This is a genomic window from Streptomyces lonarensis (genome assembly GCF_012033735.1).
Classification (GTDB): domain Bacteria; phylum Actinomycetota; class Actinomycetes; order Streptomycetales; family Streptomycetaceae; genus Streptomyces; species Streptomyces lonarensis.
The window spans coordinates 1-5,827 of the sequence record NZ_JAAVJD010000286.1; the positions used below are offsets into that span (position 1 = coordinate 1).

The following is a 5,827-nucleotide window of genomic DNA, read 5'->3' on the forward strand; positions in this document are numbered from 1 at the left end:
GCCAGGAGCGGGTCACGCAGTGGGGGACGCTCCGCCCGGCGGTGGGGCGCGGCGGGTTGCGCTGTCATCAATGAGGTCCTCGGGCGGCCGACGCCGGCGAGACGATGCAGCTGTCGGTGCCGCGCGACATCGCGGGCCTGCCCCGCCGCCGCCGCGGCCGCACCCTCGCGGCGGCCCACCCCGAAGGCGCTCCGCAGACCGGGAACCGCCTCCCCGAACGCAGCCACACCCCGGCACAGTCGGCGGCGCGCTTCGGCGCCTTCCGCCGTGCCGTGCAGGGCGACACCCCCGCCGAACCGAACCCACCCGCCTCACCGGAACCGGAGGACAACTCCCGATGACCGCTCCCTTCACGGGGTCTCAGCACGCCCGAGACACCATCCCCGGCAGCCGCCTCGACTGGCTGCTGGAGAACCTGATCGAGCGCACACCGGGCGCGAGACACGCCCTGGTGCTCTCACGGGACGGTCTGAAACTGTGCCGCACACCGGAGCTCTCCGAGGACCAGGCCGACCAGCTGGCCGCGATATCCGCCGGCATCCAGAGCCTGTCGCACGGCGCCTCCATCGAGTTCGGTGACGGCACCGGCGGCGTCCGGCAGTCGATGACGGAGTTCTACGGCGGCATCCTCTTCATCGTGGAGGCCGGCTCCGGGGCGCACCTGGCGGTGGTGGCGACCGAGGACGCCGACCCCGGGATGATCGGCCACAACATGAACGAACTGGTGGAGCAGTTGAGCGAGCACCTCAGCGCCCCGCCCCGACACGGCGCCGAGGGCGGACACCCGTGAGCGCGGCGCGCGCCGGCCGCGACGACGACCCGGACCGCCTGTACACGGTCACCGGTGGCCGGAGCCGCGCGCACAACGACTCCTTCGACCTGGTCACGCTGATCGTCAGCGAGTGCGAGCCGACGCCCGGCATGCCCTCGGAGCAGGCTCGAATCCTGCGGATGTGCCGCCTGCCCACCGCCGTGGTGGAGCTCTCGGCCGACCTGCGGCTTCCGGTGTCGATCGTGAAGATCGTCCTCTCCGACCTGCTGGACACCGGGCGGATCACCGCCCGGCACCCGCGGACGTCGAAGGCGCCGCCCGCACCCCGCCGACGCGGCGAGACCCCCGCCGCGCAACTTCCCGACCCCACCATCCTGGAGCAGGTGCTCGTTGGACTCCGCAATCTCTGAATCGGTGGCCGCCGCCCCCGCGGAACGCAAACCGCTCAGCAGCGCCGCCGACAACGGTCTGAAGATCGTGGTCGTCGGCGGGTTCGGCGTCGGCAAGACGACGCTGGTGCGGTCGGTCAGCGACATCCGGCCGCTGAACACCGAAGAGACGATGACGCAGGCCGGGGCCGACATCGACGACCTGAGCGCCGTGCGGTCGAAGACGACGACCACCGTCGCCTTCGACTTCGGCCGCATCAGCCTCAACGAGGAGACGGTGCTGTACCTGTTCGGCGCCCCCGGGCAGCAGCGGTTCTGGTTCCTGTGGGACCGGCTGTTCGCCGGGACGCTGGGCGCGGTGGTCCTGGTGGACACGCGGCGGCTGGACGAGTCCTGGTACGCGATCGACCGACTGGAGCACCACGGGACCCCGTTCGTGGTGGCCCGGAACGACTTCGGCTCCGACACGTACACCTCGGAGCAGGTGCGCGAGGCGCTGGACCTCGACCCGGAGGTGCCGCTGGTCTCCTGCGACGCGCGCTCCCGCGAGTCCGCCAAGCACGTCCTGATCACGCTCGTCGAGCACCTGCACCGCCTGTCGTCCGCCAGGGAGTTGACCTCATGACCGTGGAGCACTCCGCCGGACCGCCCGACATGCGGCGGTTCGTACCGCCTCCCGGCTGCCCGGCCCACACCGCCGGCGCCGGCGCGATGCCGCTGGAGGGGCCCCGGTTCCACACCGAACCGGTCGCCCTCTACCGGGAGATGCGGCGGAGCTACGGCCCGGTGGTCCCGGTCTCGCTCCCCGGGGACGTCCCGGCCTGGCTGGTGATCGGCTACCGGGAGATGGCGCGGGTGACGGGCGACCCGGTGCTCTTCCCGCGCGACTCCGGGCTGTGGAACCAGTGGGAACGGCTGCCGGAGGACTGGCCGTTGCGGCCGATGGTCAATGTGCCGCTGCCGTCGATCTACTACACGGTCGGCGAGGAGCACCAGCGCCACCTCCGCATGGTCGAGCCGGCGTTGGAGGCGGTGAGCCCGTTCGAACTCCGGCGCCACACCGAGCAGTTGTCGGACCGGCTCATCGACCGCTTCTGCGCGACGGGCGAGGCGGACCTCACCGCCGGCTTCGCCAAGCCGCTGCCGGCCCTGGTCCTGGGCCGGCTGCTGGGCATCCCGGACAGCCGGTCGGCGCTGCTGGTCTCCTCGCTGACGGAGCTGTGCGACGGCGGCCCGGGCGCGCTGGAGGCGTACCAGACCTTCAGCGGCCTGATGGGCGAGCTGCTGGCCGCCAAGCGGGAACGTCCGGGGGCCGACGTGACCTCCCGCATGCTGGCCCACCCCGAGCCGTTCAGCGACGAGGAGTACATCCTCGACCTCCAGTCGATCACCGCCGCCGGCCACCTGCCGACCGCCGACTGGATCGGCAACTCGATCCGGCTGATGCTCACCGACGACCGCTTCTCGGCGTCGCTGGGCGGCGGCCGCCACTCGGTGGCCGAGGCGATGAACGAGGTCCTCTGGGAGGACACCCCCACCCAGATCCTCGCGGGCCGCTGGGCGGCGCGCGACTGCCAGCTCGGCGGGTGCCGCATCGGCGCCGGCGACATGCTGCTGCTCGGGCTGGGCGCGGCCAACGGCGACCCCGAGGTCCACGACGCCACCGACGAGCGGGCGGGCGGTCTCCGCAACGGGAACAGCGCCCACTTCTCCTTCAGCCACGGCGAGTTCCAGTGCCCGTTCCCGGCGCGGGAGATCGCCGAGGTGATCGCGCGGACCGCGATCGAGGTGCTGCTCGACCGGCTGCCCGACATCGACCTCGCCGTGCCCGTCGCGTCGCTCACCCGCCGGCCCTCGGCGTTCCTGCGCGGCATGACGGACCTTCCCGTCAGCTTCACCCCGACCCCCGCCGCTGGAGGCCACCCATGAGCTGCCCCGTCGGTCACGTCACCCCGGGCGATCCCCGGCCGGTGGCGGACCCCGTCGTCATCGATCCCCTGGTACGCGACCTCGCCGGGGAGACCGAACGACTCCGGCAGGCCGCCCCGATCACCACGATCGACCTCCTGGGCGTGCGCGCCTGGACGATCACCGACCACGCCGTCGCCCGCCGGCTGCTCACCGACACCCGGCTGGTGAAGGACATCAACCAGTGGGCCGACTGGCGCAGCGGCGCGGTGGACCGGCAGTGGCCGCTGGTCGGCATGGTCGACGTCGACCCGTCGATGTTCACCGCGGACGGCGCCGAGCACCGCCGGCTGCGGGCGAAGACGGCGCAGGCGATCACCCCGAAGCGGCTTGAGGCCATCCGCCCGCGGATCGAGCAGATCACCGCCGAACTGCTCGACGACCTCTCCGCTGCCGGCGCCGACGGCTCCCCGGTGGACCTGAAGTCGGTCTTCGCGCTGCCGCTGCCGCTGCGGGTGGTGTGCGAGCTGATGGGCGTCGCCGACGAGTTGCTGCCGCGGCTGACCGACCTGTGGACGCGGTTCTTCTCGCTGCTCACCCCGCAGGACGAGCGGCTCGCCGTCATCGACGAACTCGACGTGATCTTCCGGGAGATGGTCCGGGAGAAGACCGAGAGCCCGACCGACGACCTCACCGGTGCGCTGATCGTCGCGGAGGACGGCGGCGAGCGGCTGAGCGAGGACGAGGTGGTCGGCAACCTCAAGTCGATGGTGGCCGCCGGCCACGAGACCACGATCTCGCTGATCCTGCACGCGGTGCGGGCGCTGCTGGCCCACCCCGACCAGCTCGCGCTGGTGCGGTCCGGCCAGGTCTCCTGGGAGACGGTCATCGAGGAGACGCTGCGGCTGGAGTCGCCCTCGACCCACCTGCTGATGCGGTTCGCGACCGAGGAGATCGAGGTCGGGGACGAGGTGATCAAGCCCGGTGACGGCGTGGTGATGTCGTACCGCGCGATCGGCCGCGACCGCTGCCAGTGGGGCGAGACGGCCGACTCCTTCGACATCACGCGGCCCAGCCCCGGGCGGCACATGGCGTTCGGCCACGGCCCGCACATCTGCCCGGGGGCGGCGCTCTCCCGGCTGGAGGCCGCCATAGCGCTCCCCGCGCTGTTCGCCCGGTTCCCGGAGCTGGCGACGGCCGTGCCGCCGGAGCAGATCACCAACCTGCCGGTCCTCACCCAGAACGACCTGGCGGCCCTGCCGGTGCTGCTCGGCCGGCCCACCGGCACCTGAGCGCCGACCCGGTCGGCGACCGCTCCCCGACGCGGGGCGGTCGTCGGCCGGTGGTGCGGCGCACCGCCGCGCCACCGTCCCGCACCGCCGTCCGCCGTGCGGTCGTCAACGCGGCGGCACGGCAACCGCTCCCCCGCACAGCGTGTTGACGCCGCCGGTCCCGTGGCCTGTGTCGCCGCCGTCCGCCCGCCGGACGCCGCGTCTCACCGGACGGACGCCCGCCGACGGCGCCTCCTGGGAGGGACTACGCTCACCCCGTGGCCGAGATCCAGATTCCCGCTGACATCAAGCCCGCCGACGGACGCTTCGGGTCGGGTCCCTCCAAGGTGCGGACCGAGGCGCTCAGCGCCCTCGCCGCCACGGGCAGCTCGCTGCTCGGAACCTCCCACCGGCAGGCCCCGGTCCGCGACCTGGTCGGCCGCGTCCGGGAGGGCGTCCGCACCCTGCTGTCGCTGCCCGACGGGTACGAGGTGATCCTCGGCAACGGCGGCTCCACCGCGTTCTGGGACATCGCCACCCACGGGCTGATCGAGCACCGCTCGCAGCACCTCACCTTCGGCGAGTTCTCCTCCAAGTTCGCCAAGGCCGCCAAGCTGGCGCCGTGGCTGGAGGAGCCCACCGTCATCTCCGCCGAGCCGGGCAGCCTGCCGCAGGCGCGCGCCGAGACGGGTGTGGACGTCTACGCCTTCACCCACAACGAGACCTCCACCGGCGTCGCCGCACCGCTGCAGCGCGTCGCGGGCGCCGACGACGACGCCCTGGTGCTGGTCGACGCCACCTCCGGCGCCGGCGGCCTCCCGGTGGACATCACCGAGACCGACGTCTACTACTTCGCGCCGCAGAAGTCCTTCGCCTCCGACGGCGGGCTGTGGCTCGGCGCGTTCTCCCCGGCGGCCCTGGAGCGCGCCGCCCGCGTGCACGGCTCCGGCCGCCACGTCCCGGAGTTCTTCTCGCTGCCCACGGCGATCGACAACTCGCTGAAGAACCAGACCTACAACACCCCCGCGCTGGCGACGCTCTTCCTCCTCGCGGAGCAGTTGGACTGGATCAACGGCCAGGGCGGGCTGGGCTGGGCGGTCGACCGCACCGCCGACTCCGCCGCCCGCCTCTACGGCTGGGCCGAGAAGTCGGACCACGCCTCGCCGTTCGTCACCGACCCTGCGCTGCGCTCGCAGGTCGTCGGCACCATCGACTTCGTCGACGGGGTGGACGCCGCGGCGGTGGCGAAGGTGCTGCGGGCCAACGGCGTCGTGGACACCGAGCCGTACCGCAAGCTGGGCCGCAACCAGCTGCGGGTCGCCATGTACCCGGCGGTGGACCCGGCCGACGTCGAGGCGCTGACCGCCTGCGTGGACCACGTCATCGACCGGCTCTGAGCAGGCCCCCGGCGCACGGCCCGTCGGCCGTGCCGAGAGGGGCAGGAAGCAGCGAGGCGGCGGGCACCGGGAGTGGTTCCGGTGCCCGCC

Annotated in this window: 7 protein-coding genes; all 7 read left to right on the plus strand. The window is 72.9% G+C overall.

The window, feature by feature from the left end:
- Positions 1-116: 116 nt before the first annotated feature.
- The 7 genes from HCN56_RS22860 to serC all read left to right on the plus strand — a co-directional run bounded on the left by HCN56_RS22860 (position 117) and on the right by serC (position 5,737).
- On the plus strand, positions 117-341 hold the full coding sequence (locus HCN56_RS22860; protein WP_167974147.1) for a hypothetical protein: 225 nt from the start codon (positions 117-119) through the stop codon (positions 339-341).
- Complete coding sequence (locus tag HCN56_RS22865; protein ID WP_167974149.1) at positions 338-790, plus strand: roadblock/LC7 domain-containing protein; 453 nt, start codon at positions 338-340, stop codon at positions 788-790. The genes HCN56_RS22860 and HCN56_RS22865 overlap by 4 nt, the downstream gene beginning before the upstream one ends.
- Positions 787-1,182 (plus strand): DUF742 domain-containing protein, encoded by a 396-nt coding sequence (locus HCN56_RS22870; protein WP_167974151.1) that lies wholly within the window; start codon positions 787-789, stop codon positions 1,180-1,182. Before HCN56_RS22865 ends, HCN56_RS22870 begins: the two co-directional genes overlap by 4 nt.
- Positions 1,163-1,786 carry a GTP-binding protein gene (locus tag HCN56_RS22875; protein WP_209313079.1) on the plus strand — a complete coding sequence of 208 codons (624 nt, stop codon included), beginning with the start codon at positions 1,163-1,165 and terminating at the stop codon, positions 1,784-1,786. Before HCN56_RS22870 ends, HCN56_RS22875 begins: the two co-directional genes overlap by 20 nt.
- Positions 1,783-3,090: a cytochrome P450 gene (locus HCN56_RS22880; protein ID WP_376770918.1), complete on the plus strand. Its 1,308-nt coding sequence runs from the start codon at positions 1,783-1,785 to the stop codon at positions 3,088-3,090. Before HCN56_RS22875 ends, HCN56_RS22880 begins: the two co-directional genes overlap by 4 nt.
- Positions 3,087-4,361 carry a cytochrome P450 family protein gene (locus tag HCN56_RS22885; protein WP_167974155.1) on the plus strand — a complete coding sequence of 425 codons (1,275 nt, stop codon included), beginning with the start codon at positions 3,087-3,089 and terminating at the stop codon, positions 4,359-4,361. The genes HCN56_RS22880 and HCN56_RS22885 overlap by 4 nt, the downstream gene beginning before the upstream one ends.
- A gap of 257 nt (positions 4,362-4,618) precedes the next feature.
- Positions 4,619-5,737, plus strand: coding sequence for a phosphoserine transaminase (gene serC / locus HCN56_RS22890; protein WP_167974157.1), 1,119 nt, complete (start codon positions 4,619-4,621; stop codon positions 5,735-5,737).
- Positions 5,738-5,827: the final 90 nt, after the last annotated feature.